We start from the raw sequence: 23,279 nt of genomic DNA on the forward strand, positions 1-23,279 counted from the left end.
AGGCTGCAAAAGATCCGGAGCCAATCGCATTCCATGCCTTAATAACGGGGCGGCCTAACTGCTCCTCAACCCACTGGCTTTCCACCTGACAGCCTTCCATCGCATCTATTTGCTGATCCCGGTGTGGATAATAATTAGACGTGTCAGCAACTATAACGTCAGAAGGCAAGTCCCGGATGAGCTGTGAAATCTCAGGGATGCGCATAAGCGGTATTGAAAGTATTAACACATCAACTTCGCTGACGGTTTGTTCAGCCTTAACAGGCAAAGCTCCTGTTTCTAGTGTGTCAGCCTCAATCGTTTCCGGGCCACGCGAGTTAGCGACCTTTACGTTGTGTCCTGCGGCTGCCAGTTTACGGGCCAGGGTTTTACCTATGTGGCCTGTACCAAGTATCCCAATGTTAAGTGGAGAGGTTTTATTCATCTTTTTATCCTGAACGGTTGTTTGCTTACAGACAATGAGCGGTTTCATAGTTAAATCACCGCATCTCTAAAATGGAAATATGTGTCAGCTTAGCAACGACATACATTGCGCGCGGCCTGTCATTGTTTACCCATAAAATCTGAGGCTGATTACGTTATGCGGTTTCGGTACGGTTACGCGCAATAATTTCTTCATGCGTAAAAGTTGCACCGGGTGCCATAAATATCTTTAACAACTCATCTCGGTTTTTTGGGGCGCGAGTCGCATCTGCTGCTAAAAGTGCTTCTCTGACTTTATCCATATCCAGTTCAGTACAGTATGCAGGCGTACCGGGCTGCTGGCGCCATGACTCATTTAGGGGACCTGCATCCAGTGCATCAAAACCGGTTTCGCTGACCAGCTTGAGCACAATGGTTTTTGCCAGGGTATTATCTCCGGCCACAGGCAGTGCAATGCGTCCAGGCGTATCAGGCGGAAGACCTTTTTCCGAAAGCGTGGCGGCTAATGCAGCATTCCAGGCTTTAATTAGTGGCCGGCCGGTTTGCTCACTCGCCCATACCGACTCCGGTTTGCCATTTTCAACTTCGGTAATGGTGTTATCCCGGAAGGGATAATAGTTAGAGGTGTCGATAAGCACGACGCTGTCCGGCACCTGACTGAGCAGAACTTTCAGAGTGCGATGCCCTTCAAAAGGAAGGGCAAGAATAATCGCGTCAATATCTTTTACCGCCTCTTCCCGTGTGACGGCGGTTGCGCAGACTTCACGAGCCAGGTCACGGATACTGTCCGGTCCACGGGAGTTGGCGAGCTTTATCTCATGGCCGTTAGCGGAGAGTTTTCGGGCCAGGGTTGCGCCGATGTTTCCTGCGCCAATGATGCCAATCTTCATAATAATTACCTCGCTTATAGAGGGTATGGGATACCGCTTATTCAGATGCGGGATGAGACAGATCATTCAGTGTGTCGCGTAGCTGAGACAGTCCTTCTTCGCTGAGCCGACAGGCAGTTTTAATTTTGTCGGTGATACTCCATAGTGGCTCCCGCAGGGCATCTCCGGCTTCAGTCAGGGTAATAAGTACCCGACGTTCATCAGAAGGGTCACGCGTGCGCTTTACCCTACCGGCAGCTTCCAGACGCTTCAGCAGAGGGGTAATGGTTCCCGTATCCATATTGAGTTTGTTCCCTAATTCACCCACTGCCCGCGGTGTGCCACAGAACAGTTCAAGCATCACCAGATACTGGGGAAACGTCAGGCCCAGCGGATCGAGAAATGGTTTATGGAGTCTGTTCATGCGGTTTGCGGCTCCGTAGAGGGCAAATGAGAGCTGCTTCCCGATTTCCATATTTGCTTTAGATTTCATTTTTTAGATACTCTGTTGCTTTATTATCTAGTGTACTAGATAAAAGCACATAGCATCCTTTTTGTCAGTTAAAGAGTTATGAATGAGTAATTCGTGCGGTATGACAAGGACAACAAATCAGGTTGGCCCAGACCTACTGGATGCTATTGCTCTGGGCGATTTGAACAGGTCCGCTCCTGGCACAAAAAGGCTCCTAAAAACCAGCAGAATCCAATAGGAAAGCCCGCACGGGAATCCCCAGCGCGGGCTTTATTGTTTTTATACCCAGCCAGACAATCTGGTTCTGGTTTCGGAGCAGCAAAGAAGTTAAATGGGTTTCAAAACCGCTTCATGTCCATGAATGATTACCACACCTCTCGCCACTTTTACTTTCCGCGATTTTTTTTGGGCGCATACGCATTGGTCTGGTAATCGGTTTGCGTGTATTTGGGTCAAAGTAACGACTCGGCCAGATATCCTCAGCAGGAACACCAATCGCTTTGCTGATTAGCATTTCCCCTTTTGCCCAGGGGCGGGAAAGCGCATTTGCAATGCGTTGATGAACTCAATCCTGACTGACGGGATAAAGCAGCCAGTGAAGTGCTTTTTTGCGAAGTGCCGCAATGATATCGGCTGGATGGCAGTCGTTCTGGAAAGGAAGAAAAGTGGGGCTACGGGGTAACGTCATAAATAATCTCCGCAGATAATCATTAGATATGTGTTCCCGATGCGATATTCAGGCTGCGAAACCCTATTGGCTGGAGGAACTTTATGCCTCAGAAAGCGCTTATCAAGTTTCGGAAGGGGCTAAACCTTAAACCCGTAATGGCTGCCATCCGGTAACTCAATTTCAACACGCAGCTTACTTCCCGTCGCCTCGACATAGCGTTTCAGCGTCGATAATTTCAGGTCTTGCCCCTGCCTTTCCATACCCGCAATAGTCGGCTGCTTAACACCGAGTGAATGCGCGATTTCAGTCTGGGTTTTACTCAAGCGTTCACGTAATTCAGCAAGATGAATGTCGAGTAAGATTTCCGCTGCTTTTGCCTTGGCTTTAGCGACAACTTCAGGTTTTTCAGCCGCCAGGATTTGCTCGAGCGTTCTGCCCATGTTAGTCATTCCTTCTTGTTTAGTTCATTCAAATACCGCGTGAATTCAGCATCAGCAAGCGGAATCATCACGTCATAAAACCGTTTCTCGTTACCTACTTTATTACCCGCGCAAAGCAAAATCCCTTCACGCTTTGGGTCGAAAGCAAAAAATGCCCTAATGGGATGACCTTTACTCTGAATGCGCAATTCTTTCATATTTCGATGGCGCGAACCGTATACAGTATCTGCATAAGGCCTTGGGAGACCAGGCCCTCTTGCTCGCAAAATAATCAATGATGCCAGCACATTTGCACGGTCAACATCCTCTAGTGCCACCAACCACTCATCAAAAGTTTCAGTTGTTTTAATCACCCACACATTCACTCCTTATTTATTATAGGTTAAAACCTATATAGGTCAAACACTATAAAAGAAGGAAGCTGTCACAGCGGAATTGAATGCTCAACGGGCAAATCTGAAAAGCGGAAGGAAGGTTCCAATGATGAAAAGACTGACTACACATAACCCTATAAAACGTAAAGTTTTGCATATCCTTTTGACCCTCCCCTTACGGGAAGGTTTAGAGTTTGCCGTAGCTTAACTCTCTCTTTAGAAAGGAATCATTGATGAAACGAAATATACTGTTCGCATTGCTGGCACTGAGCATCAGCGGCTCTGCAATCGCCGCTCAATCTGATGCAGAATTTCTCGCAGCACACGGTTTAGCGGGCAAAACTACCGAGCAAATGGTGGAGGCGATCGACGGATCGACTCAGGCGCGTCCGCTGCCATATAACGCAGGTATCACCAGCACCGAGTTGAAATTATCCGATGGCACGCAGCAGTTCAGCTACCCGTTGGGCGATAAGTTTTATCTGTCATTCGCACCGTATCTGACGCAAACCCACCCGTGCTTTAACCACAGCCTGTCGGGCTGTCGTGGAGAGTTGGCGAATACACCATTTGAGGTAAAAGTGACGGATAAAAGCGGCAAAATCCTGGTGCAGAAAAGCATGACCAGCCACGCCAACGGGTTTGTCGGCGTGTGGCTACCTCGTGATATCGAAGGCACAATTGAAGTGAACTATCAGGGCAAAACGGCCAGCGCGCCGATTGCGACACATAAAGACAGCCAGACCTGTTTAACCACGCTGCCATTGCAGGGTTAAGCGTTTTAATATCGAATTAATGTCGGGTGACGCTAACGCTTACCCGACCGTCCCCCTACCGAGTCGACCAAAACGCCTGCTGCATCGCCCTCGTCTCTTCGATGATTTCCGGCACCGGGCCGATCAACTCCACCGGTTTCTGGCAATGCTCAAAAACATACTTCGATGACACGCTCATCGTCGGGTTTTCTTCGTGGCTGCCTGTCGCCTCCAGCAATTGGCTTTCGTACATGCCGAAAACCACCCGCCCGATGTTCGCCCAGTACGCGGTTCCCGCGCACATACAACATGGCTCGACGGCGGTATACAGCGTGCATTGCCACAAATATTCGGCGGTGTAATTGGTGGCGGCGACTCGCGCAAGCGTCGATTCCGCATGGTTTACAGTGTCGATGTTGCACTGCTCGAGCAGCACAGTTTCGTTATCCGGCGCGACTAACAGCGCGCCAAACGGATGATGCCCGAGGGCAATCGCTCGCTGCGCCACGGCATTAGAGCGGCGCAGGTGGCGTAAAATTTGTTCTTGGTTCGGCCCAGGCCCACGTTTTAGTGACATATTTTTCCATCCTTATTTTGCATCAAGGCTCCACGGGAACAGGCGTTTTTGCAACCAGCTCACCAGGGCATAAAGGGTCAAACTACACACCACCAGCAGGAACAGACTGGCGAAGGCCAGGGGGATTTTGAATGATGAGGTGCTGAACAAAATCAAATAACCCAGTCCCTGATCGGCGGCGACAAACTCCGCGACTACCGCACCGATGATCGACAGCGTAATCGCCACTTTCAGCGCACTGAAAATATATGGCACAGCATAGGGCATACGGATTTGCCAGTATTCACGGTTACGCGGTGCACGCAGGGTTTTCGAGAGTTCGAGCAATTCAGCAGGCACTGAAGTCATACCGGTGGCGGTGGAAATCACCAGTGGGAAAAAGGAAATCAGCGTGGTGATCACCACCCGCGGCAACATACCTGAACCGAGTGTGACGACAATAATGGGCGCAATTGCCACAACCGGCGTGGACTGAATCACAATCAGCCACGGTAACACCAAGCGGGCGAGCAATTTAGAGCTGACAATAGCAATGGCAAGCGGCAGCGCAATCACAATCGCCAGCAGGAAACCGCTTAACGCCACGCTTAACGTCGCCAGAATATGCGTCAACCAACGCCCGGCATCCAGCGTGCTTACTGAAGCAAAAATGGCCGACGGCGACGGCAGGATAAACACCGGAATGGCGAATAATTTACACGCGCCCTCCCAAATCAAAATCGCCACCACCAGCGCCAGCAGCGCGATGTACTTTTCCAGAAACGCTCTCATACAGGCTCCTTGCGACGGCTAAACACTTTGTGGCGGATCTGCGCCGTTAACTCGTGGAACAGCGGATGGTTCAGCGTCTCTTCATTTCTTGGGCGCTCCAGCGGCACATCAATAATCTCACTGACCCGACCGGGGCGCGCACTCATCACCACAATTCGGTCGGAAAGCAGCAGCGCCTCCTGAATCGAGTGGGTAACGAACAGCACCGTTTTCGGGCGTTCGTTCCAGATGCGCATTAATTCAAAGCTCATTTCATCGCGCGTCAGGGAATCGAGAGCGGAAAACGGTTCATCCATCAGCAAAATATCCGGGTCATGCAGCAGCGAACGAGCAATGGAAACGCGTTGTTGCATGCCGCCAGACAGCTCCGCCGGGCGTTTGCCTGCAAACTGCGTCAGGCCGGTCATTTCCAGCAGTTCATGCCCACGCGCAATATCTTTGGCATCGACGCGACCATATTTGTGCTTCATCGGAAAGGTGATGTTATCGAGCACGTTAAGCCACGGCAGCAGCGTCGGTTTCTGGAACACAAAACCCATTTCGTCACGCGGTTCGGTCACAGGTTTGCCATACACCGAAATCGTGCCGCTGCTCGGTTTGAGCAGCCCGGCAATCAAACGCAAGATGGTCGATTTCCCGCAGCCTGACGGGCCAATAAACGAGACAAATTCATGGCGGCGCAGCGTCAAATTCACTTTATCGAGCGCGGTAACCTGGGTGCCATCGGCGGATATAAACGTTTGATTAACATCACTCAACTCTATAACAGGCTGCATGGCATTCCCTTACTTAGCGAGGTATCGACGGTCAACCAGCGTTTCCGGGTTCACTTTATCAAGCGGATATTTCATTGATTTTGCGACCCATTCCCAGGTGTGTTTTAACAGCACCGGATCGAATTGCCCCAGCCCATCCTTCTGGCTGATTTCATTGTTAATCAGCGGTTTTGTGACATTGAAATCGGCTTCCAGCATCGCGACGTCTGCTTCTGGCACCATGGCTTTTTGGTCCGCAGCGGCTTTATCCGGGTGCGCGAGGCTAAACTCGATAGACTTTTTCGCCGCCCGCAGGAAGCGCGCCACCACATCGGGTTTCTCATTAATTAACTTATCCGAAGCGAAAAACGACAGGCCATAACCATCGAGGCCGTAATCGGTCCACGCCAGTTCCAGCGGTTTTTTGCCAACCTGGGTCAGCGTGGCTTCAATACTCGGGCGGTTGGTTGACCACACCACCACGCCGTCAACACGCCCCTGCGCCAGCATCGGCACCAGCGTGCCAGGATCGGCTTTGATCTGTTTTACGCTGTCAGGATCAACGCCGTTGTTTTGCAGCATGATGGGCAAGAGCGCGTTCGAGGCTGAGAACGTCGGGATACCCAACGTTTTGCCTTTCAGGCTTTTCATGTCAGTCACGCCGCTACCCTGCCAGGAGTAAATCGCATCAGGCTGTTTCGAGTAGATACTCATAATGGCTTTCACCGGAATACCGCCTTCGGCCTGCGCCATCATTAATGACGCAATCCCGCCAGTGCCGATATCCGCCGCACCCGACGCGATTTTGGTCAGCGTGTCGCTGCTGCCACGCCCCGGCAGAATGGTCACATCCAGTCCTTCTTCGGCGTAAAACCCTTCCTGAACACCCACAAAAACGAACGCTTTATCGCCACCGTTTGGCATCCAGTCGAGCTGCAATTTGAGCTTATCCAGCGCGCTCGCATGCGCACTTACCAGTGCCAGGGCTACTGCGGTCGTCAGTCGTAAAATACGCATGCTTATCTCCTCAAAGGCTGATGTGAAACATTTGTCACAACAGTTAGAAACTTTTGTTTCAAACATACGAGGAGCAGGGTGAAAAGTTAAAATAGGAAAATCTTATAACCTGCTAAAAAGCAGGCGTTTACGCAAGTAATGGGGTCTGTGTTCTTTATTCTCAGGCGCGACGGGTATACCGTGTTGGGCATCAGATACATCTCAACCGGAACACCCGGTTCATAGAATGAGGATTCACCATGAAAGCAGTCGTACTTGAACAAGTTGAAGGCCAGACTCAGGCAGAAGTAAAACAAATTGCCGTTCCGGCTGAAGAGTTGGGAAATGTGCTGGTCAACGTTGAATGGTCAAGTCTGAACTATAAAGATGCGCTGGCGATCACCGGCAAAGGCAAAATCATCCGCAACTTCCCGATGGTGCCGGGCATTGATTTCGCAGGCCGCGTGGCAGCGAGCAGCGACTCTGCTTTTAGCGCGGGCCAGGAAGTGGTACTGACCGGCTGGGGCGTGGGCGAAAATCATTGGGGCGGCCTGGCAGAACAAGCACGCGTGAAATCCGAATGGCTGGTGCCACTGCCTGCGGGCTTAACCGCACGCAAAGCGATGATTGTCGGTACAGCGGGCTTCACCGCCATGTTGTGCGTGATGGCACTGGAAGAAGCAGGCGTAACCCCGACAAGTGGCGAAGTGGTGGTCACGGGCGCCAGCGGCGGCGTGGGCAGCACCGCCATCGCCCTGCTCCATGCGTTGGGTTATCAAGTGGTGGCAGTTTCTGGTCGTGAATCCACTCACGACTATCTGCGCCAGTTGGGTGCCAGCCGCATTCTGCCGCGCAGTGAATTTGCTGAAACTCGCCCGCTGGAAAAACAAGTGTGGGCCGGTGCAGTCGATACCGTCGGCGGCAATGTGCTGGCGAAACTGCTGGCACAGATGAACTATTCCGGTTGTGTCGCGGCCTGTGGTCTGGCGGGTGGTTTCTCGCTGCCAACAACCGTGATGCCATTTATTTTGCGTAACGTGCGCCTGCAAGGTGTGGATTCGGTGAGTGCGCCGATTGAGCGCCGAGTTGCCGCGTGGGAGCGTCTGGCCAAATTGCTGCCGGAGAGTTTCTATGAAACGGCGACGACGGAGATCGGGCTTGAGCAGGCACCGAAATTTGCCGATGACATTATGAACAATGCGGTTCAGGGGCGGACATTGGTTAAGGTGAGCTAATCCAATTTGGCCTTTATGGGATCGGAATTATTCCGTTCACTAAGCGTTCAGTGTTCCCTGTAATTACCGGAACGGTGAACGAGCCAAGGGTGCTACCGCAGCACCCTTGGCAATCCCGGCTCCCGGCTCCCGGCCTCTAAATCGCCGCTTCGCGGTAAACCCCAGTTTATCCCCAACGTTCAGGGTCGTTCGCGATTCGTTCCAGACGATCGCTCTCTTTCACGGCGGACGGCAGCTCAACCCTGACTTATGGTGAACACTGGGGCAATTTATACCGGGGGCAAAGTCAAAACCGCTTCGGCTTTTGCCGTTGACCTTTGAGTCCAGCATAAATCGCCTCCGTTTTGACCGGAAGTCCGGGTCGAGCCGCCAGGAACGGCGAGAGGTTGTGATCGACAAACGCCGATCTCAGGGCGTAATTGTTGCAGCTAGTTTGGACTCGGACAGCGCGGAAAAACCGGAGCGTACACGTAGTACGTGAGGATTTTGAGCACTGCCCGGGTTCAAAATAGCAAATAAAATAGCCCGATCAATTTGAACTCACCCCGGCAACACAATATTGCTGTCTGCCAGTGACCCCATCTCGTTATGCATCGCGCACGCGGCATCCACCAGATGCATCGCCAGTGCCGCACCGCTGCCTTCACCTAAACGCATGCCCATCTGCAAATACGGCTCCAGCCCTAACTTGCTCATCGCAATCACCGCGCCTTTTTCAGCCGATAAATGCGAAGGAATCAGATATTCACGCACACCCGGTGCAATCTGGCATGCCGCGAGGGCTGAGGCATACGACAAGAAGCCATCAAGCACCACCGGAAGCCCTGCTGCTGCTGCACCCAGCATCACGCCCGTCATGCCGACAAGATCAAAACCGCCCACTTTCGCCTGCACATCAATACCATCTGCGGCATCTGGCTGATTCGTTTCAATCGCCCGGCGTACCACAGCGATTTTATGGTGCAATTTGTCACTCGGGAAATTCGCGCCCATGCCAACCACATCATCGGGCGAGCTATCGGTTAACACGCTGACCATCGCCGCCGCAGGCGTGGTGTTTGCCATACCCAGTTCGCCTACGCCAAACAGCGTGACGCCTTCTGCGGCCTTAGCCATGGTCAATTGCATGGTTGCCAGCAGCAAGTCTTCGGCTTGTTGGCGACTCATCGCCGGGCCTTGGGCGATGTTGCCGCTGCCGCGTGCCACTTTCATATCCAGCACGCCAGGCAGAGCATCGCTGTCGATACCGACATCGACCACATGAATATCGGCACCCACGGTCGCGCCTAATACGCATACGCCGGTGTTGTGGCGAGTCATGTTCATCGCCTGAATAGCAGTCACAATTTGCGGGGAAATCGCCACGCCTTCAGCATAAACACCGTGGTCGGCGCACATCACGAAGATTGATTTGCGTTGAGTGTTCAGGCCGTTTTTCATGCCTGGCATTCCGGCCAGTTGCACTGCTAACGCCTCGAGGCGGCCAAGGCTACCGAAAGGCTTTAACAGGCCATCAATGTGCTGTTGTGCACGAGCCATTGCATCGCTATCAAGCGGGGAAATCATTGCCAAAAGGGAGTTTAGTGTTTGCATTTTATTCTCTTTAGAGCCTTACAAAATGGTGGATGACGCTGCGCTTATCCACCATTTTGTAGGTCGGATAAGCGCAGCGTCATCCGACAAATCAACGCAGCAGTGCCAACAAAAACACCAGCTCGCCTAATTCAATCGCCGCACCCAGCGTGTCGCCGGTTTGCCCGCCGAGCGTGCGCTTCAACATCAGGCCGAGGCCATACATCGCTAGTATTGTGATAGCCAGCGCCAGCAGCCCGGAAGTCGGCAACAGAACCGTGCACAACACCGCACCGCCAACCAGCGTCAGCAGCGCCTGTGTGCCCGTCACTTTGCCGATAAACAGATTGCCCAGCCCTTTCTCACGCGCATACTTGTGGTTGTACATCAGCAGCACACAGGCACTGCGCCCGGCAACCGAAGCCGCCGCTAACACCGCCAGCATGTTGCCATCGCGTAGGGCCAGCTCGCTGACCACCAGCACTTTCGTCACTATCACAAAAATCAGCGCCAGCCCGCCGTGAGTGCCGAGGCGGCTGTCGCGCATAATCTCGAGCATACGATCCCGGGTGCGCGCGGAGAAAACCCCATCGCAAGTATCAGCCAGGCCATCAAGATGGAAACCACCAGTCAATAATGCGAGCGCCAGCACGTAACCCATTGCAGCCAAAGGTAAACCTGCCCAAGGTTGCAGCAGCGTAAACACGACGCCAGCAATTGCACCAAGCAGCAGGCCGACAAACGGGAACGTCACAATGCCACGCACGTATTGGTGAGTTTCGATACCATCTGCCCAGCGCGCACGCACCGGGATGCGGCTCATAAACTGCAAAGTGGCGAAAAACAGGCGAACTATCATTTAATTTTCACTCCAATCCCTGAAACGACCAGCCAGACTTCATCGGCACGTTGCGCCAGACGTTGATTTACGCGCCCGGCAATATCACGGAAATGCCGCGCCAGGCGGTTTTCCGGCACAATCCCCATCCCGACTTCGTTCGTCACCAGAATCACTTCTGCCGGGCTGGCTTCGCAGGCGGCGAGCAAAATGTCGATCTGCTGATTCACCACCTGCTCCATCGTTTCAAAATCCCAGTCGTCCTCGGGTGTTGCGCCCGCCGCGTCATACATCACGTTGGTAATCAGCGTGGTAATGCACTCCAGCAGCACGGCTTCTTGCGCCGAGTTATGCTCGTTAATCACGCGGTTTAAATCGCGATATTGTTCAACGGTGCGCCAGTGCGCCGGGCGACTGTCGCGGTGATGCTGGATGCGCTGTTCCATTTCGCTGTCGAAGATTTTCGAGGTGGCGATGTACAGCACGCGTGCAAAATTTGCCGCCAGTTGTTCCGCGTGGCGGCTTTTTCCGCTGCGTGCGCCGCCGGTAACGAGTTTCATACAGCTTGCTCCTGATGCTCGCGCATAATCTGGTAAATCTTTTCGATATCAATATGTTCCCGCATGGCATCGGCCAGAATATTAAACTGGGTTTCTTTATGCTGTTGGTAATCGAAGACATCACCTTGCCAGGCATTCAGCCCTTTGCGCAGACGCAGGCTGTCGAGCAGGCTGCGGGTAAACTCGCCGCTATCAAACACGCCATGCAGATACGTGCCGAGCACGCGTCCATCGTCGCTGATTGCGCCATCAAGATTATGATAAGGCTGAGTATTGCACTCGGTGAAGGTGGCAAAGGGTGCGGTATTTTCGCCGCGCTGTGTTTCGCCCATATGGATTTCGTAGCCCTGAAGTGCCGAACCTGCGCTGGCAGCAAACACACCCGGTAAATCGGCCTGAACCTGCCCGGCAACGCGGGTGGTGGTTTTTTCACTGGCAAAACGCGTGACGACATCGAGCAGCCCGATGCCTGCCATCTCGCCAAGCCCGGATTCCACGGCATCGTAAATGTGTTGCCCGAGCATCTGATAGCCGCCGCAAATCCCCAGCACCGCGCCGTTGTTATGGTGATGCGAGAGCAGGGCTTGTTCGAGGCCGTTTTCACGCAGCCAGCGCAGATCGCCGAGCGTGTTTTTGCTGCCCGGTACAATCACCAGATCGCTGTTTAGCAGTTCATCAGGCCTGGCTACATAACGCAGGCGCACGTCCGGCTGTGCGGCCAGCGCGTTAAAGTCAGTGAAGTTCGACATATACGGCAGTTGCAGCACCGCGATATCCAGGTCTTTTTCCGTCACCGCGTCATATTTGCCGCGTTCCAGCACCACGCTATCTTCATCTTCGAGATCGACATTCAGCCACGGCATCACGCCTAAAACCGGCACGCCAGTTAGCGCTTCAATCTGTTCAATGCCGGAATAAAGCAGCGCCACATCGCCGCGAAATTTATTGATAATCACGCCTTTGACGCGCCACTTTTCATGTTCGAGCAGCAGCGCGATGGTGCCGTAAATCGCCGCAAACACGCCGCCGCGATCGATATCTGCCACCAGAACCACCGGGCATTCCGCCAGTTCTGCCATACCCATGTTGACGATATCGCGGTCGCGTAAATTGATTTCCGCCGGGCTGCCCGCACCTTCGAGCACCATCACGTCGTGCTCTGCCGCCAGGCTTTGATAGACTTCGCGGATTTGCGATTTGAGCTGCGGTTTGTAGTTGTGATAGGTCACGGCGTCCATGTTGGTGGCGACTTTGCCCATCAACACCACCTGCGCTTTGCAATCGCTGGTCGGCTTGAGCAATACCGGATTCATGCGCACGTCGGGGGCGATGCCTGCTGCTTCGGCCTGGAATATCTGCGCCCTGCCCATCTCTTTACCATCGGGAGTGATGCCCGAATTGAGCGCCATATTTTGCGATTTAAACGGTGCCGTACGATGGCCATCCTGGGCGAAAATGCGGCAAAGCCCTGCCACCAGCATACTTTTTCCCACGTCCGAGGCGGTACCCTGCACCATTATTGCGAGGCTCATCATGCTTCCTTTGCAACGCGCAAGGCGTTGAATAATTGGGTTTCTGTCTTGCACAACGGGAAGCCGAGTTCACTGTGTAATTTGACCAGCCACGGCTGGACTAAACCGGCTTCGCGTAACATTTCAGCCTGGCTAAACACCACGCCAGGCTCACCCTGGGCGATGATTTTACCGCCGTTCATCACGTACACGCCGCCGCAGACTTCATAAATCAAGTCAATGTCATGGCTTGAGATGACCACATGTTTCCCCTGCGCGGCGATTCGGGCGATGATCTCGATCATCTGCTGGCGGCCGCTTGGGTCCAGCCCAGCGGTCGGTTCATCCAACAATAGATAGTCAGCTTCCATCACCAGCGCCCCGGCGATCGCCACGCGTTTCTTCTGCCCGTGGCTTAAATATTGAATCGGTTTGTGGCGAAAAGACTGCGCGTCAACCAGCTGAATGGCACACTCTACGCGACGGGAAATTTCACTTTCATCGACGCCCAGATTGCGCAGGCTAAATGCGATATCGCTGTCGACATCGGTATAAAAGATTTGCTGTTCCGGGTCCTGAAACACAGTAGTGACGCGCTGACGATGCTCGATTAGCCCGATTTTACTGTAATTTAAAGGTTTGCCCTGCCACAACACCGCCCCCTGCTGCGGGCGCAAAACGCCATTGAGGTTCATAAACAAGGTGGATTTACCGCAGCCGTTTTCGCCCACAATCCCCGTCACCGCGAACGCGCTAAAGTCGAAAGTTAAATCGTGCAGAACGGGCTCATCTTGATAGCGAAAAGATAAATTATGTGTCGCGAGCATCGGTGCGGTTCTCACAGGTGGAAATCACCCTGGTAAAGTTTGACATCCAGCGTCGTGACCATTTGTTGGTAGCGCAGCAGCACGCGTGAAAACAGCATGCTGATTAACATGGCAAGCGATCGGTATCCGCCGGGCAAGGTACGATAACCGAAACGCAAAGACTGAGCACGGTGAATGGCCTGCGCTTCGTCTAACAGGATAAAAATAAAACGCCAGGTGAGCAGGATTTGCTCAGTCAGCAGGCGCGGAACCCGTAAGCGTTGCAGCAGGATGATCAATTGTGGAAACGGCAGATTCAACACCAGCCAGTAAGTGGCGGCGAGCGCGGCAAGGCTGCGCCAGAACGTCTGGTTTGCGACCCCAATTCCTTGCGCATCAATGCCGATATGCAAGGTGCCAAGCGGCACGCTCCATAAAAGCGCCTGCGCATGGTGTGAAGCGCTGAAAATAATCGTCATCACCCCGAACAGCAAAAAGCCCAGCTGCACCGCGAGCCAGCGTAAATAACGCACTGGCCCGACGCGCAGCAGCCAACAGGTAAAAGCGGCAATCACCAGCAATAAAACCGCCTGGCCGACCGGCGGGAGCGCAAACGCCAGCACCATCATCAGCAGATACAGCGCACATTTACGCAGCGGCGAGACGCGGCACCAGCGGCTTTGATAGCTGAGTTTATCAATCCCCAGCATGGTCTTCGCGGCGGCCCCGGTAATAACCCAGAATGTAGAAAATCACCGCCGTACCGATTGAACCTTGCAGGGTAAACAGCAGGCTTTCTATTTCGCTACTGGCCGGTTCATAAAGCGGCTTGAACCAGGGTTTGTAATGCGGTGCGACGACTAAAATCTGGCCTTCGGCCTGGTCGTCTGACCCGCCGTATTCGCCGCCATGAGAAACAAAAAACGGCACAATCATTAATCCCACCACCAGGGCGAGCAAAATCAGGGTCTTTTTCATGTTATTGGCTCCGGGCTGGAAGCAGTTGTCGTTTGGTCAACTGGTCGTAAATCATGACCGTGAGCAAACCTTCGGCAATGGCAATCGGGATTTGCGTCAGGCAGAAGATCCCCATGAATTTCATTGAGGAACCGGTAATGCCAAAGTGCGGGTCGGGGAATGCGACACCAAGCTGAATGGAGGTCACAAAGTAGGTAGTTAAGTCAGCAATCATCGCACACAAGAAGACGCTCACATCGCGACGGAACCCGGCTTTGCATGTCAGTTTCCACACCAGATAACCGACGACGGGGCCGATAACCGCCATCGACATGCCGTTTGCGCCAAGCGTGGTCAGGCCGCCGTGAGCCAGCAACAGCGCCTGGAACAGCAGCACAATCGCGCCCAAAACCGCCACTACGCCTGGGCCAAATAAAATCACCGCAAGGCCAACGCCCGTTGGGTGCGAGCAGCTTCCGGTGACAGAGGGGATTTTCAGCGCCGAGAGCACGAAAATAAACGCGCCGCAGAGTGCCAGCAACACCTTTTGGTTGCTGTCATGGGCCACAATCTGGCGCAAACGCACCAGCCCGACGTACAGGCACGGCAGGAACAAAATCCACCAGGCCAGCGCCCACATGGGCGGCAAGAAACCTTCCATAATGTGCATGGCGTACGCTTCTTGCGGCACGATGAGCAATAGCATCCCCATGCCAAGGCCGCTTAGCGACAGTTTTTTAAGTAACGATTCCATGATGTTCCTTTGCGTATTCATGTCGGATGACGCTTGTGCTTATCCGACCTACGGGCTTCATGTCGGATGACGCTGCGCTTATCCGACCTACGGGTTCGGTGTTGTAGGGTGGATAAGCGTTAGCGTCACCCACCAGAATTTTCATCCACGCCACTGCTTATTCACCAAAATGGTCGAAAAATACGGCAGCTTTTGATCGTCCGGCACCTCTTCCAGGTTCCGCCAGCATTGCTCGCCCGGCAGTGTCGCTTCCGCCATTAACACCGAGTGTTGGATGATTCCAAGGTGTTGCAGCAGCGCTTTGATTTGCGCGAAACGGCCATACACTTTCATCAGCACCACGCAGTCATGGGCGCGTAATGCTTCGCTCAATGCCTGATGTGATGCGGTGCACGACATCACCGCCAATGACTGTTGTTCCATCGCCAGCGGCAACTGCGCTCGCGAAGCAATCGCGGCAAACGAGGTCACACCGGGGACGATTTCGAGCCATTCTGGGTTGCCGATTCGCGCAAGCAAAAACACCCAGGTGCTGAACAGCATGGAATCACCGAGCGTGATAAACCCGACCTGCTTGCCCTGCTCCACTTCATGCGTAAGCGCCGCCGCGGTTTCATCCCACACCACCGCTTTTTCGTCGTTATCCGCGCTCATCGGGAAGTGACAGGTGCGTATTTCGGTAGTTTCACTGAGGTATTCACGCACGATGGACAGCGCCAGGCTGTCGCCGCCTTTGCGCCCTGCCGGGGCATACAGCACATCGAGTTTGGCAATTATGCGCGCCGCACGAACGGTGATCAGGTCGCTGGCGCCAGGGCCAGTACCGAGGGCATATAAACGGCCACTCATGCCGCTACCTCTGGTGTTTTTTCCAGCGCACGCTGCAAATGGTTGACGAACATCGCGCGAATTTGTGGGTTTTCTCCCAGACCTTGCAACCACGGCTGCGCTTCGATGCCCGCTTCCTGCAACTGCGTCTTCCAGGAGTCTTCTTCGTCTGACGCCATGTCATTAATCGCGTGATCGCCTGCGACTAACATCAGCGGCATTAGGTGGACTTTGCGCACGTTTTCTTGCTGCAAGCCGCGCACGATAAGGTCGATTTCCGGGTAGCTTTCCACTGCACCCACTCGCGCGGGAATCTGGCGTGCCGCCATTAAATGATCGAGGCAGGCATAGGCAGAAAACGCATGGTGGCTGGCACCGTGGCCCATAAACACCACGCGTTCGTCCGCTGCAAGCGCAGGCATCTGGCTTTGCAGTGCGTTAAGCAACAGGTCGTAATCGTTGAAATCACTTAGCAACGCCGTGCCTAACGCCAGGCGCTGGAACAAGTGACTGTGGGCCTGCACTTCGCGGGAGATTTTTTCGTATTCGTCGCCATTAATCACATGCAGAGATTGCACGGCGACATCCTGATAACCCATTGCCGCGAGGCGCTGTAACGCCTGAGCCGGTGAGTCAATTTCCAGGTTATCGCGGTTTTTCAACTTGCGAATAATCATGCCAGAGGTAAAAGCGCGGAAGCGGTCACGGTCGGCAAACGCGCGGCTGAGTTCCTCTTCACAGGCAACAATATTTTTGGCACAGGTGTCGTGGTAACTGGTGCCAAAACTGATCACTAACAGGGCTTTTTTCATTATTTTCTCTCTTGCAGCCAGCGCGTTACGCGGCGGCTCACATCTTCACGGCTTTCAAGTAATTCAGGGCCACTCACCAGCGGTTGCGGGCGCGTCACCACTACGCAAGGAATGCCTCGTGCCAGCGCGGGATTGACCTTGTCGAGATAGCCACCTTCTGCCCCGGACTCTTTGGTTATCACCACATCTGGCGAGCAAAAGTCATAGGTGGCGGCGTTGAACTCGGCACTAAACGGGCCGCGTAGCGCGATGATATTGTCCACTCCCAGCCCTAACACTTCGCATTCGGCAATCACTTCGCTTGTGGGCAGCACGCGTGCCAGCAGCGTTTTACCCGGCAGACCTTGCTGATACGCGGCAAGCTCTTTGCTGCCGGTGGTCAGCAATACGCGTGGGCCAAATTTCTGCGCCACGGTGCAGGCGGCTTGCAGGTTCGCCACTTTGTGCAGCAGCGGATGCTCCAGGTCATGAAGTTCGCTGCGGCGCTGGTAGCGGCTGAGCGTTACACCCACGGCTTCGCAGGCGCGGCTAATATGTTGGCTAAGCAATTCCGCATAGGGATGCGAGGCATCAATCACCCAGTTCACGGCATTGCTCACCAGCCAGTCTGCGATTCCATCGGTATCAATACGCCCGACGCGAATCTGCCCGCCGATCTTTCCCGCCAGTGCTTCCCCCACCGCCGTTGCCACCGAAAGCGTGTACGAAATGCGGTGTTCATCGAGGATCTGGCAGATAAACCGCGCATCGCTGGTGCCGCCGAAGACCAAAACCGCTCCAGAGGACATCGTGTCGGATGACACTTCGCTTATCCGACCTACGGGAGCGAGAAGTTCACTCACAGCTCGTAGCCTCGTGGGGTGATCATCAGACCATCGCGCACAAAAGTGGTCTTGTTGCCGACAATCACCAGGCTGGTCATATCGACCGGTTCAAAGTCCATTTCGCCAAAAGTGGTCAACCATTTCTGCTCTTTCTTACGTCCGGCGGCTTTCACCACACCGACCGGCGTTTGCGGGTTGGTAAACTCACGCATCAATTCGAAGGCACGCGCCAGATGGCCTTCGCGGCCACGGCTGCGCGGGTTGTAGAAGCAGATAACAAAATCGGCCGAGGCCGCAGCGATAATGCGTTTTTCAATCACCGGCCATGGCGTCAGCAAATCGCTGAGGCTGATATGACAAAAGTCATGCATCAGTGGCGCACCCAACAACGATGCGGCGGCAATACTGGCAGTAATGCCCGCCACCAGCCGCACTTCGATATCGAGTTGTTGCGAAGTCACCAGCTCCAGCACCAGGCCTGCCATGCCGTAAATGCCTGCATCGCCGCTGCTAATGAGCGCCACTTTGTGCCCGGCCTGCGCCAGTTCGATGGCGGTCTGGCAGCGTTCAATCTCTTTGCACATTCCGGTTTTGATGACCTGCTTATCGCCCGTTAACGGCTTGACCAGGTGGGTATAGGTTTTATAGCCGACGACAATTTCAGCCTCTTGCAGGGCGGCAATCGCCTCCTGCGTCATCATGGCAAAACTTCCAGGGCCAATGCCGATTACCGTTAACATCTGTCTGAAACTCCTAAAGTTATGGTGACACCCTGCTGTTTCAGGGTGCTACCCACCAGCTTGCCGTCGCTCATCAGCCACGCAGCCGGTTGTGAGACGCTGCCAACACCAATGGTGTCGCGCACGAATTCCGATACCGGAAAGCGCTGTTCGTGTTCGCTCAGTTGGTCAACGCTAAAAATTTTGAAGGGAACCTGATGCTTTTCCGCCAGTGCCAGCAGCGCCGTTTCATCCTGTTTAAGGGTGACGCTGCCGATAGCACACAAGGCCAGCGGGTCAAAATGGTTGTCTGCCAGTTGCTGATTTAACAGTTCGCTGACGATTTGCGGCGGGGTATCACGGCGACAGCCCATCCCCGCCATCACGCGCTTTGGCACCAGCTTAAACAGCGGAATATTAAGCTCTGCCAGTTCGGCGCGCAGCGTGACGCACACCAGCGCATCCAGCTCTGGCAGCGCATCAAGGCTATTGACCGGGATAAAACCGCGGGTGTCGTAAAGCCCGGCAGTCTTCGAAAAATCGGTATCCCACCACAGGCCAACGCGCTGCTTGCTCACCAGCATTTGATTAACGGTTTTCACCGCGAGACGGAAATCTTTCATAGTGGCATCAAGATTTGCCGCCAGCGTATCGAGTGCCGCCAGTTGGTTAACATCAGTTGCGGTGGTGATCACCGGGTCGGCATCTAAAATGCCCGCTAGCTGACGAGTGAGTTCGTTCGCCCCACCGAGATGCCCGGAAAGCAAGCTGATGACGTGCTCGCCGCGCTCGTCCATCACCACCACCGCCGGGTCATGTAATTTGTCGTTTACCCAGGGCGCGATCACGCGCACCACGATCCCCGTCGCGGCGATAAAAACCAGCGCGGAATATTGGCTAAATGCCTGTTCTACCGTTTGCGCAAAGCTTTCCCCAAACGGGATAAAACCCGGTTGCAGCAGTTTTTCACTGGTAAAACAGGTGAGCGGCAGCGCCGTTTGCAGGCGCTGAGCCAGCGCCACGCCGCCGGGCGTCAGGCAAAATAGGGCAATCGACTCAGGCTTTGCGGTATTCATGGCTGAATCCTGCGTCGTAGAGTTTTGAGTAGTGATACTCCTCGCCAAGAAACGCGCCGACCATAATCAGCGCGGTTTTGCGGATCCCCGCCTCGCGCACTTTGTCGGCGATGTCAGCCAGGGTGCCGCGTAATTCCTGGCAGTCCGGCCACGTGGCTTTGTAAACCACAGCAACCGGCGTATCGGCGGGATAACCGCCTTCAATCAGCCGTTCCGCCACGCGGTTAATGCGCTGCACGGAGAGGAAAATCGCCATAGAAGTCTGGTGACGGGCGAAAGATTCAAGTTGTTCGAGCGGCGGCATCGGCGTGCGGCCTTCGATGCGCGTGATAATCAGGCTTTGTGAGACTTCCGGGACGGTATATTCCACCCCCAGTTGCGCGGCAGCGCCCAAAAAGGCACTGACGCCCGGCACTGAAACGTAGCCGATACCGAGCCTGGTGAGCATTTCGCCCTGTTCACGAATCGAGCCATAAAGGGAGAGATCGCCCGTTTGCAGACGCACCACCAGCTTCCCGGCTTTCACGCCGTTTTCCATCAGTTCGATAATTTGCTCAAGGTTGAGCGCGGCGCTGTCATGGCATTCGGTGCCCGCCTGGCAATAATCGAGCAGCTCAGGATTAATCAGCGATCCGGCGTAGATAACCACTTGTGCCTGTTGCAGCACGCGGTAGCCTTTGAGGGTGATAAGCTCTTTATCGCCCGGCCCTGCCCCCACAAACCAGACTTTGCGGGTATCAAATAAATCATTCATGGCGTTGTTCCTTCAGGCACGAAATCAGATAAGTGGGATTGTTCGGTTTGAAATAGTGGCCGCTGCCAAGCTTTGCCAGCGTGGAAACTTGCAGTTGCAGGCAATCGAAATCGCCAATTGCGCACTGTTCAAGGTGAGTTAGCGCGCAGGTTAAATTTTCGAGCAGGATAAAGGTCATCACCAGCCGTCCGCCGGGGTGCAAATGCGCCAGCGACCAGTCGATAAGTTCGGTGAGTTGCCCGCCGCTGCCGCCGATGAACACCGCGTCAGCTATGACATCCAGATCCACTGGCGCGTACGCGCTGATAATGTCCACGTTCGGGCAGGCAAAAATTTCGCGGTTTTCTGCCATTAAGGCCAGCGCGTCGGGGTTGCGTTCAATCGCCGTGACGCGTAGCTGTGGGTAGCGTATCGCCGCCTCAAGCGAAACGCTGCCCGTTCCTGCGCCGATGTCGATAAAGTGTCGAGCATTCTGAAGCTGCAAACGATCCAGCGCCTGAGTGCGCACCACTTCTTTGGTCATCGGCACGCGTGCGCCGCGTAAAAACAGATCATCTTTCATTGAGAATAAGCACCACGTTCATCGCATAAGAGTGCGCCACGTCAGCGGCTCGCAGGCGGTGGATTCGTTCATTAGCAGACGAAAGGTTTTCGCCAATAATGAAAACAGGATTGAGGCCACGCGTCAGCATGGCCTGGGCGATGGCATAGGGATTGATGATTTGGTCAGTCACCATCGCCACTTTTTGATGCGCCGCGATGGCATTAAAATCGGGCTCGCGCCCGTGGCTGCTGGTTATCCATAAGTCATTCATATCTACCGCCGCTTTGGCGCACAGATATTGAATCGAGCTAATGCCGGGGATGATGCGCAGTTCTGCGGGTGAGAAATTCGCCGCCAAAAGTTTGCCGATGCCATAAATCAGCGGGTCGCCCGAGGCCAATACCACCACTCGTTCAGTGATGCGCTCACGCAACCAGTCGATTAAGCCGTCGAGGTCGCTATCCAACAGCCGCGTTTGTGCGTTGCCGTGCGCAAACAAAGCCAGCTGGCGTGCGCCACCGACCAGAATCTGCGCGTCGTTAATAGCGGCTTGCGCCTGAAGCGTCAGCATGTGCGCAGCGCCTGGGCCAATTCCAACGACGGTCAGCATCGCTTTTCTCCAGCAAAATCCTGAGCAATTTCTGCCACCGGGCGGCTACTGCCTAAAACCTGGTTATCAAACGAGAATAAAATGGCGTCGCACTTAGGCGGGGATTGGGTGAAACGCAGCATCTCAGCAACACGCTCACAGATGCGGATTGCCAGACGTTCAAACACGCCCATCCAGCCTTGCTCAGCGATGATTTCAAGTGCCGCTTCAGTGGTGTCGCACTGGCTTACGGCTTCCAGCAACGAAAACGGCGCGCCCATTAATGCCAGGTGCGCGACCAGCGTTTCCATGCGCCCATCGGCAATATGGCTATGGGTGTGGAAAATCCCGGCGGCGACTTTCACCAGTTTGCCGGGGTGGCCAATCAAAACGATGTGGCGATATTCGAGACGCACCGCTTCCTGAATCATGTAGCCGACGAAGTTGCTCATCGTCACCACGCATTCACTGTCCAAATCGAGTTGCTCGCGGACAAAACGTTCACCGTGGTTGCCAGGCACCAGGATAACTTTATCCAGCCCGGCGGCGCGTTTCATTTCCAGCTCCAGCGCCAGCGAGCGCTTCCAACTCTCTTCGGACATCGGCATCACAATGCCGGTGGTGCCGATAATCGAAATGCCGCCCAAAATACCGAGCCGATGGTTGTAGGTTTTCTTTGCCCGCTCTTCACCTTCCGGGGCAAAGATTTCGATATCCGCGCCCCGTTCTACGCCGATCACTTCACGTACCGCCGCTTCGATGGTTTGACGGGGCGTGCGGTTAATCGCCGAGTCGCCAATAGGCAAACCGATACCTTTGCGCGTCACTTTGCCCACGCCGATGCCGCCGCGCAGCGTGATAGCGCCGCTGTCATTAAGCTGCACACGGGCAAAAATCAGCATCCCGTGGGTGGCGTCCACGTCATCGCCACCGTCTTTGCGGATCGCGGCGGTTGCCTGCTGGCCTTCAATCATCGGCATTTCGACATTGAGATGCAGCGTGACACCGGAAGGTGTAATGATCGAAACCTGGTCGATAACGTGCTGGCGCAGCACCATCAACGCCGCGACTTTTGCCGCCGCGGTGGCACACGATCCGGTGGTGTAACCTTTGCGATACGCCTTGCCTTTATGCCAGACGCAATCGGCTTGCGGCTCGCTCACGCCGACTCCTTCAGGCGGTAAAGCAATGCGTTAACAATGGCGGCGGCAACGTTGCTGCCCCCTTTGCGTCCGCGCGCCGCAATGGCTGGCAGGCCGCTTTCAACTAACGCTTCTTTAGATTCTTCGGCACCGACAAACCCGACCGGCACACCGATCACGGCAGCAGGTTTCGCCCCTTTTTCCAGCAGGCGGAATAGCGCAGTGGGGGCGTTACCGAAAACAAAAATCTTTTCACCTTCTTCCTGCAAGGCGACATCCACCGCCGCCATCGAACGGGTCACGCCCTGCTCTTTGGCAAGCGCCACGACGCGCGGGTCGCTGATATAGCAGCGATAACTGCAACCAAATTGCTCCAATACCGTTTTGTTGATACCGGACAACGCCATCGTCGTGTCGGTGTACAACGTGCAACCGCGCTGCAAACTTTTGCTAAGTTGTTCAATGACATCAGGCGAGAACCACAGAATATCCAGCCACTCGAAATCGGCCGTGGTGTGAATAACGCGCTTGATCATCGCCTCCTGAATAGCGTCGTTGAAACGATAGTCCGGGTGCTCGGCGGCAATAATGTCGCTGATGATTTCAAAACTATGCTGTTCAATCAGCTGTGGTTGTTGCAGGTAATTCATCGTGAG

General features: G+C 54.3%; 31 protein-coding genes. 2 read left to right on the forward strand and 29 right to left on the reverse strand.

What is annotated here, in order from left to right; translation table 11 throughout:
* The 7 genes from GBAG_RS12455 to GBAG_RS12475 all read right to left on the reverse strand — a co-directional run.
* Nucleotides 1–472: NADPH-dependent F420 reductase (locus GBAG_RS12455; protein WP_210434942.1), on the reverse strand; the 472-nt coding region annotated here is incomplete at its 3' end.
* Between the two features lie 106 nt (nucleotides 473–578).
* Entirely contained in the window at nucleotides 579–1,379 is an 801-nt protein-coding gene (locus tag GBAG_RS12460) for an NADPH-dependent F420 reductase (RefSeq protein WP_345702274.1), read from the reverse strand.
* Nucleotides 1,351–1,716, reverse strand: a complete 366-nt coding sequence (locus GBAG_RS12465; RefSeq protein WP_210434943.1) for a MarR family winged helix-turn-helix transcriptional regulator — start codon at nucleotides 1,714–1,716, stop codon at nucleotides 1,351–1,353. The genes GBAG_RS12460 and GBAG_RS12465 overlap by 29 nt, the downstream gene beginning before the upstream one ends.
* A 397-nt stretch (nucleotides 1,717–2,113) precedes the next feature.
* Nucleotides 2,114–2,317, reverse strand: coding sequence for a helix-turn-helix domain-containing protein (locus GBAG_RS23255; protein ID WP_425591302.1), 204 nt, complete (start codon nucleotides 2,315–2,317; stop codon nucleotides 2,114–2,116).
* Between the two features lie 12 nt (nucleotides 2,318–2,329).
* Entirely contained in the window at nucleotides 2,330–2,452 is a 123-nt protein-coding gene (locus GBAG_RS23260) for a hypothetical protein (protein WP_425591301.1), read from the reverse strand.
* Nucleotides 2,453–2,571: 119 nt separating this feature from the next.
* A complete protein-coding gene (locus tag GBAG_RS12470; RefSeq protein WP_034496461.1) occupies nucleotides 2,572–2,874 on the reverse strand; it encodes a helix-turn-helix domain-containing protein in 303 nt (100 codons plus the stop codon).
* Nucleotides 2,875–2,879: 5 nt separating this feature from the next.
* Complete coding sequence (locus GBAG_RS12475; RefSeq protein ID WP_034496462.1) at nucleotides 2,880–3,233, reverse strand: type II toxin-antitoxin system RelE/ParE family toxin; 354 nt, start codon at nucleotides 3,231–3,233, stop codon at nucleotides 2,880–2,882.
* Nucleotides 3,234–3,481: 248 nt separating this feature from the next.
* Between GBAG_RS12475 and cueP the strand changes: the two genes are divergently transcribed.
* Nucleotides 3,482–4,024 (forward strand): copper-binding periplasmic metallochaperone CueP, encoded by a 543-nt coding sequence (gene cueP, locus GBAG_RS12480; RefSeq protein WP_034496463.1) that lies wholly within the window; start codon nucleotides 3,482–3,484, stop codon nucleotides 4,022–4,024.
* 55 nt (nucleotides 4,025–4,079) lie between these two features.
* Here cueP and GBAG_RS12485 read toward each other — a convergent pair whose 3' ends face one another.
* The 4 genes from GBAG_RS12485 to GBAG_RS12500 are packed head-to-tail and all read right to left on the reverse strand — an operon-like array spanning nucleotide 4,080 to nucleotide 7,123.
* Nucleotides 4,080–4,580 carry a nucleoside deaminase gene (locus GBAG_RS12485; protein WP_034496464.1) on the reverse strand — a complete coding sequence of 167 codons (501 nt, stop codon included), beginning with the start codon at nucleotides 4,578–4,580 and terminating at the stop codon, nucleotides 4,080–4,082.
* 12 nt (nucleotides 4,581–4,592) lie between these two features.
* Nucleotides 4,593–5,351, reverse strand: coding sequence for an ABC transporter permease (locus tag GBAG_RS12490; protein WP_034496465.1), 759 nt, complete (start codon nucleotides 5,349–5,351; stop codon nucleotides 4,593–4,595).
* On the reverse strand, nucleotides 5,348–6,127 hold the full coding sequence (locus tag GBAG_RS12495) for an ABC transporter ATP-binding protein (RefSeq protein ID WP_034496468.1): 780 nt from the start codon (nucleotides 6,125–6,127) through the stop codon (nucleotides 5,348–5,350). The genes GBAG_RS12490 and GBAG_RS12495 overlap by 4 nt, the downstream gene beginning before the upstream one ends.
* Before the next feature lie 9 nt (nucleotides 6,128–6,136).
* On the reverse strand, nucleotides 6,137–7,123 hold the full coding sequence (locus GBAG_RS12500; RefSeq protein WP_072011178.1) for an ABC transporter substrate-binding protein: 987 nt from the start codon (nucleotides 7,121–7,123) through the stop codon (nucleotides 6,137–6,139).
* Nucleotides 7,124–7,362: 239 nt separating this feature from the next.
* On the opposite strand from GBAG_RS12500, the gene acuI reads away from it, so the two are divergent.
* On the forward strand, nucleotides 7,363–8,337 hold the full coding sequence (acuI, locus tag GBAG_RS12505) for an acrylyl-CoA reductase (NADPH) (protein WP_034496470.1): 975 nt from the start codon (nucleotides 7,363–7,365) through the stop codon (nucleotides 8,335–8,337).
* 540 nt (nucleotides 8,338–8,877) lie between these two features.
* Here acuI and cobT read toward each other — a convergent pair.
* The 18 genes from cobT to GBAG_RS12595 all read right to left on the reverse strand — a co-directional run bounded on the left by cobT (nucleotide 8,878) and on the right by GBAG_RS12595 (nucleotide 23,273).
* The gene (gene cobT / locus GBAG_RS12510) at nucleotides 8,878–9,930 is read right to left on the reverse strand and encodes a nicotinate-nucleotide--dimethylbenzimidazole phosphoribosyltransferase (protein ID WP_034496472.1); all 1,053 of its coding nucleotides are present in this window, start codon (nucleotides 9,928–9,930) and stop codon (nucleotides 8,878–8,880) included.
* Between the two features lie 91 nt (nucleotides 9,931–10,021).
* Nucleotides 10,022–10,765 (reverse strand): adenosylcobinamide-GDP ribazoletransferase, encoded by a 744-nt coding sequence (cobS, locus tag GBAG_RS12515; protein WP_034496564.1) that lies wholly within the window; start codon nucleotides 10,763–10,765, stop codon nucleotides 10,022–10,024.
* Nucleotides 10,765–11,307 carry a bifunctional adenosylcobinamide kinase/adenosylcobinamide-phosphate guanylyltransferase gene (gene cobU, locus GBAG_RS12520; RefSeq protein ID WP_034496474.1) on the reverse strand — a complete coding sequence of 181 codons (543 nt, stop codon included), beginning with the start codon at nucleotides 11,305–11,307 and terminating at the stop codon, nucleotides 10,765–10,767. The genes cobS and cobU overlap by 1 nt, the downstream gene beginning before the upstream one ends.
* Nucleotides 11,304–12,839: a cobyric acid synthase gene (locus tag GBAG_RS12525; protein WP_034496477.1), complete on the reverse strand. Its 1,536-nt coding sequence runs from the start codon at nucleotides 12,837–12,839 to the stop codon at nucleotides 11,304–11,306. The genes cobU and GBAG_RS12525 overlap by 4 nt, the downstream gene beginning before the upstream one ends.
* Entirely contained in the window at nucleotides 12,839–13,645 is an 807-nt protein-coding gene (locus GBAG_RS12530) for an ATP-binding cassette domain-containing protein (RefSeq protein ID WP_034496480.1), read from the reverse strand. The genes GBAG_RS12525 and GBAG_RS12530 overlap by 1 nt, the downstream gene beginning before the upstream one ends.
* An 11-nt stretch (nucleotides 13,646–13,656) precedes the next feature.
* Nucleotides 13,657–14,334, reverse strand: coding sequence for an energy-coupling factor ABC transporter transmembrane protein (locus GBAG_RS12535; RefSeq protein WP_034496482.1), 678 nt, complete (start codon nucleotides 14,332–14,334; stop codon nucleotides 13,657–13,659).
* The gene (locus GBAG_RS12540; protein WP_034496484.1) at nucleotides 14,321–14,602 is read right to left on the reverse strand and encodes an energy-coupling factor ABC transporter substrate-binding protein; all 282 of its coding nucleotides are present in this window, start codon (nucleotides 14,600–14,602) and stop codon (nucleotides 14,321–14,323) included. The genes GBAG_RS12535 and GBAG_RS12540 overlap by 14 nt, the downstream gene beginning before the upstream one ends.
* A gap of 1 nt (nucleotide 14,603) precedes the next feature.
* On the reverse strand, nucleotides 14,604–15,335 hold the full coding sequence (gene cbiM / locus GBAG_RS12545; protein ID WP_034496486.1) for a cobalt ECF transporter S component CbiM: 732 nt from the start codon (nucleotides 15,333–15,335) through the stop codon (nucleotides 14,604–14,606).
* A 141-nt stretch (nucleotides 15,336–15,476) separates the two neighbouring features.
* Complete coding sequence (locus GBAG_RS12550; protein WP_034496487.1) at nucleotides 15,477–16,184, reverse strand: cobalt-factor II C(20)-methyltransferase; 708 nt, start codon at nucleotides 16,182–16,184, stop codon at nucleotides 15,477–15,479.
* Nucleotides 16,181–16,975 carry a sirohydrochlorin cobaltochelatase gene (gene cbiK / locus GBAG_RS12555; protein WP_034496489.1) on the reverse strand — a complete coding sequence of 265 codons (795 nt, stop codon included), beginning with the start codon at nucleotides 16,973–16,975 and terminating at the stop codon, nucleotides 16,181–16,183. The genes GBAG_RS12550 and cbiK overlap by 4 nt, the downstream gene beginning before the upstream one ends.
* Entirely contained in the window at nucleotides 16,975–17,763 is a 789-nt protein-coding gene (locus GBAG_RS12560) for a cobalt-precorrin-6A reductase (RefSeq protein ID WP_034496491.1), read from the reverse strand. The genes cbiK and GBAG_RS12560 overlap by 1 nt, the downstream gene beginning before the upstream one ends.
* Nucleotides 17,764–17,813: 50 nt before the next feature.
* Nucleotides 17,814–18,539, reverse strand: a complete 726-nt coding sequence (locus tag GBAG_RS12565) for a precorrin-3B C(17)-methyltransferase (RefSeq protein WP_034496493.1) — start codon at nucleotides 18,537–18,539, stop codon at nucleotides 17,814–17,816.
* Entirely contained in the window at nucleotides 18,533–19,594 is a 1,062-nt protein-coding gene (gene cbiG, locus GBAG_RS12570) for a cobalt-precorrin 5A hydrolase (protein ID WP_034496496.1), read from the reverse strand. The genes GBAG_RS12565 and cbiG overlap by 7 nt, the downstream gene beginning before the upstream one ends.
* Nucleotides 19,575–20,348 carry a cobalt-precorrin-4 methyltransferase gene (locus GBAG_RS12575; RefSeq protein WP_034496499.1) on the reverse strand — a complete coding sequence of 258 codons (774 nt, stop codon included), beginning with the start codon at nucleotides 20,346–20,348 and terminating at the stop codon, nucleotides 19,575–19,577. Before GBAG_RS12575 ends, cbiG begins: the two co-directional genes overlap by 20 nt.
* On the reverse strand, nucleotides 20,341–20,910 hold the full coding sequence (locus tag GBAG_RS12580) for a decarboxylating cobalt-precorrin-6B (C(15))-methyltransferase (RefSeq protein ID WP_034496501.1): 570 nt from the start codon (nucleotides 20,908–20,910) through the stop codon (nucleotides 20,341–20,343). The genes GBAG_RS12575 and GBAG_RS12580 overlap by 8 nt, the downstream gene beginning before the upstream one ends.
* Entirely contained in the window at nucleotides 20,900–21,502 is a 603-nt protein-coding gene (locus GBAG_RS12585) for a cobalt-precorrin-7 (C(5))-methyltransferase (RefSeq protein WP_034496503.1), read from the reverse strand. The genes GBAG_RS12580 and GBAG_RS12585 overlap by 11 nt, the downstream gene beginning before the upstream one ends.
* On the reverse strand, nucleotides 21,496–22,644 hold the full coding sequence (gene cbiD, locus GBAG_RS12590; protein WP_034496505.1) for a cobalt-precorrin-5B (C(1))-methyltransferase CbiD: 1,149 nt from the start codon (nucleotides 22,642–22,644) through the stop codon (nucleotides 21,496–21,498). The genes GBAG_RS12585 and cbiD overlap by 7 nt, the downstream gene beginning before the upstream one ends.
* Nucleotides 22,641–23,273: a cobalt-precorrin-8 methylmutase gene (locus GBAG_RS12595; protein ID WP_034496506.1), complete on the reverse strand. Its 633-nt coding sequence runs from the start codon at nucleotides 23,271–23,273 to the stop codon at nucleotides 22,641–22,643. Before GBAG_RS12595 ends, cbiD begins: the two co-directional genes overlap by 4 nt.
* Nucleotides 23,274–23,279 lie beyond the last annotated feature (6 nt).

This window comes from Buttiauxella agrestis ATCC 33320 (assembly GCF_000735355.1).
Taxonomy (GTDB): domain Bacteria; phylum Pseudomonadota; class Gammaproteobacteria; order Enterobacterales; family Enterobacteriaceae; genus Buttiauxella; species Buttiauxella agrestis.